Source organism: Candidatus Andeanibacterium sp. (assembly GCF_057143545.1).
In genome coordinates this window covers 1-3,636 of the sequence record NZ_DBNHSF010000220.1, presented here as the reverse complement: position 1 = coordinate 3,636, position 3,636 = coordinate 1, and the positions used below count along the sequence as shown (strand labels likewise).

4 protein-coding genes are annotated in these 3,636 nt (G+C 64.0%); 1 reads left to right on the top strand and 3 read right to left on the bottom strand.

From position 1 onward, the window contains the following. On the bottom strand, positions 1-1,326 hold a 1,326-nt coding region (locus AC16XC_RS12860; RefSeq protein ID WP_484035060.1), incomplete at its 3' end, for an alkaline phosphatase D family protein. Between the two features lie 59 nt (positions 1,327-1,385). Continuing rightward, positions 1,386-2,648, bottom strand: a complete 1,263-nt coding sequence (locus AC16XC_RS12855) for a hypothetical protein (RefSeq protein ID WP_484035059.1) — start codon at positions 2,646-2,648, stop codon at positions 1,386-1,388. Between AC16XC_RS12855 and AC16XC_RS12850 the strand changes: the two genes are divergently transcribed. After that, a complete protein-coding gene (locus AC16XC_RS12850; RefSeq protein ID WP_484035058.1) occupies positions 2,640-2,771 on the top strand; it encodes a hypothetical protein in 132 nt (43 codons plus the stop codon). The genes AC16XC_RS12855 and AC16XC_RS12850 overlap by 9 nt on opposite strands. Before the next feature lie 137 nt (positions 2,772-2,908). Here AC16XC_RS12850 and AC16XC_RS12845 read toward each other — a convergent pair. Next, the coding region (locus AC16XC_RS12845; protein ID WP_484035057.1) for a MauE/DoxX family redox-associated membrane protein at positions 2,909-3,636 on the bottom strand (728 nt) is incomplete at its 5' end.

The window sequence follows — 3,636 nt, the reverse complement described above, 5'->3', positions numbered from 1 at the left end:
CTGGCTCCAGTCGCTACCGGTGCTGCTGATCGAAGTGACGACGCATTCGACGCCGGCCGGCCGGTCCTCGTCGTAAAGCAGCCCGGCGGCGTTCTGGTGGACGTCGCCGGTCAGCATCACCGCATTCCCGGCTTCGCGCAGCCGCCTCATCAGGCGCTTGCGCGGTTCTTCATAGCCGGCCCAGCTGTCCATGTAGCGGCGATCCCCGCCGCCGGTATCGCCGAAGTCGATCGCCATGGCGAGGATTTGCTGGGCGAGGCAATTCCAGGTCGCGTCGCTGGTCGCCAGCTGGCGATCGAGCCAGGCTTCCTGTTCTGCGCCGAGAACCTGCACGTCGCTGCCAAACACGTCCGGACAGGCAGGTTTGAGGCCATCTCCGCAGGGCTGGTTGGTGCGGAAGCTGCGGGTGTCGAGCACGTTGATCGTCGCAAGGTTGCCGAAATCGAAGCGGCGGTTGGCCTGGATCGAAGGTCCTGCGGGCAGCTGCGCCCGGCGCACCGGCATGTGTTCGTACCAGGCCTGCATCGCCGCCTGGCGGCGCAGCAGGAACACTTCCGGCGGGATGCTCTCGTCTTCGGAGATATTGCCGGTGAAGTTGTTCTGCACTTCGTGATCGTCGAAACTCGACAGGAAAGCGTGCCGCATGCGCGCCGACTGCAAATCAAGGTCGAGCAGATATTGCGCGTAATGCGCGCGGTAATCGTCGAGCGAATAGACCTCGCGCAGATTGTGATTGCGGACTTTCGGCGTAGGCAGGCCGTTCGAGTCGAAGACGACGTCGGCCCCGCGCTCGTAGATGAAATCGCCATAGTGGAACACGAAAGCGAGTTCCTCTTCCTGCGCGAGATGGCGAAAGGCGGTGTAAAGCCCGCTTTCGTAATGCTGGCAGCCGCACACGCCGAAGCGCAGGCGTGCCGGGGACGCGCCTGCTGGGGGAAGCGTCCGCGCTTTGCCGGTCAACGATTCATCGGCGTCGAGCTTGAAGCGATACCAGTAGCCCCGATCGGGCTGGAGGCCGGTCACCTCGACATGGACGCTGTGGCCGAGTTCTGGCCGCGCGATCGCCTCGCCGCGCGAGGCAATTGTGCGAAATGCGGCATCTTCCCCGACCTCCCACGACACCGGCAGGGCCGACAGCGGCATCCCGCCATGCGGTGCGAACGGTTCGGGCGCGAGCCTGGTCCAGATCACGAATCCGTCGGGCGCGGGGTCGCCCGAAGCGACGCCGAGCGAGAACGGATAACGCGAAAACCACCGCGCGCCGCGCGCGATCGACGGGAACAGCAGGAGCGGGGCGGCAAGCGCGGTCTGGCGGCGCGTGATCATCGCGTCACTCTACCGCCACTTTGCGACAACTCAATTGCGATCGAGTCCGGATCGACCGACTAATGCCCCAGCCGCAATTTCGCGAACAGCGTGTAGCCCAGCGGGCTTTTGCCATAATAGGGATCGAGCGCGTCGGGCTTGGCATAGGCCGATCCGCTGGCGCCCAGCGTGAGCGCGAGCGGCCCGGTCAGCGGAATGTGCCGCGCATAGCCAAGCTGGAACTTGCTGACGCGGAAGGTTTCGTCGTGCAGCGGATCGTCGTGGTCCGGGAACAGCTCGTCATTGGCGACATTCTCGAACCGGCCGAACAGCGAATTGTACTCGTCAAGATCCCAGTTCGCTTCTGCCAGCCAGGCGGTGAGCGTGTCGCCCGGTACCCGATTCTTTGAACTGAACGCGGCCATCGCCGACAGCGCGCCGGACGCATAATGCACCGAGGCGGTAAAGCGGTGTTCGTCTTCGCCCGGATGGAGCGCTTCGGGCTCCTGCATTTGGCCATAGCTGGCCTGGATCGCCCAATTCGGGCTTGGGGTCAGCGTGGCCCGGACCGACCAGCTGTCGAGCCTGGGTGTCTCGATGTCCCAGCGGTTCTCGTCGGGCTCCGCGCCGCGAAAGGCGGAGGCTTCGAGCTGCCAGAGCCGGGCGGCGATTCCGGTAGTGACCACGCCATAGGTGATATGGGTCGAATCGAACCAGTGATGGGTGATCGGTGGTTCCGGATTATTGTACGCCGACCCGCGATGCATGAAGGCGCTTGGGCCGAGCGCGGGCTCGCCGACCGGGCCGCCATAGAGGAACAGGCTGGCGTCCTCGCCAATGTCGAAATCGACCCGCGCGGCCAGTTCCATGAACAGATCGTGCGGATGCTGACGATCGACGAGCGATTCGCCGTCCGCCGTTTCGCCTGTCGCGAACAGGTTCGGATAGCCGCGCGCGCTCATCGTCGGTTCGAGGCTCATCATCGACTTGAGCTGGATGCGGCCCCAATCTGTATGGCGTTCGCCGGCAAGCATCAGCATCGAGGTCGAGTAGAGCAGCTCGTCCCCGCGCGGCCCGCCGTGATCGGTATATTGCGCGCTGGCAAAGCCGTGCAGCATGACCATCCAGTCGCCGGTCGAAAGGTGCAGGCCGTGCATCCCGCCTTCCTTGCCCGGGATCCGCGCAGTGCCCGAACCTTCGGCATAGGGTGCGGGCTCGTCCTGGGTGTGAGCGTCATGGGCGGCTTCGGACGTGCTGGCGGAGACATGGTCCTGGTGCTCGCCGGCGGCGCTCTGTTCGCCCTCGTGGTCCATCGGGCCGTGGTCCATGTTGCCATGATCCATTTGACCGTGGTCCATGTTGCCGTGGTCCATGTTGCCATGATCCATTTGACCGTGGTCCATGTTGTCGTGGTCCATGCTGCCGTGGTCCATGTTGCCGTGATCCATCGCGCCACCACGCTGTGATTGCGAGGTGACCTGCGGCTCTGTTGCCGCTGCGTCATGGTCTTCATGCTGGGCCAGGGCGGGGGAACCTGTAGCGAGCGCCGTTCCGGCCAGCAGGATAATGAAATTGCGTGTCATGGCGAGGGGTCCTTGTCACATCAGATATGGGGGAAAAGCATCCAGATCGCCATGGCGACCATCATCACGTTCTCGAGCAGCGAGATGGGGCCGAGCGGCACCTTGCCCGAGCCGCCGATACAGGCGCATTCGAGTTCGCGTTTCTGGACATAGACGGCGTAGAACACCGAAATGCCACCGACGGTCCCGATGAACGCCGCGAGCGGGATCGACAGCCAGTCGAGCGCGTGCCCGGCCATCAGCAGCCCGGCGAGGCCCTCGGCGAACGGATAGAGATAGGCATAGGGCACCCAGCGGCGCGCCAGCAGGTCATAACCAAGGAACATGGTCGCGAACTTGTCGACGTCCTGCAGCTTGAGCATGGCCAGCAGAGCCATCGAAAAGGCGATGAACCATTCGACCGCGCGGATCGTGAATGGACTGCCGAACGCCGCATGGCTCACTGCCAGCGCGAGACCGGCGGCGATCGCGAACACCGCGATGACAGGACGATAGGTCTTTGCATTGGGATCGCGGATTGCGAGACCGAGATGACGCCTCAGGTCTTCGTATCCGCCGATCCGCTCGCTGCCGATGAAGGTCTGCGGGGTGCTCGTGACGCCATGCTCGCGTTTGAACGCATCGGTCTCGGCCTGCGACTTGAGCTGGTGGTCCTCGATCGTGAAGCCCTGCCGTTCGAGCAGGTATTTCGACTTGAGGCCCCAGGGGCAGACGTGCTTGTCGCTCACAGTCCGATAGAGCGACGCTG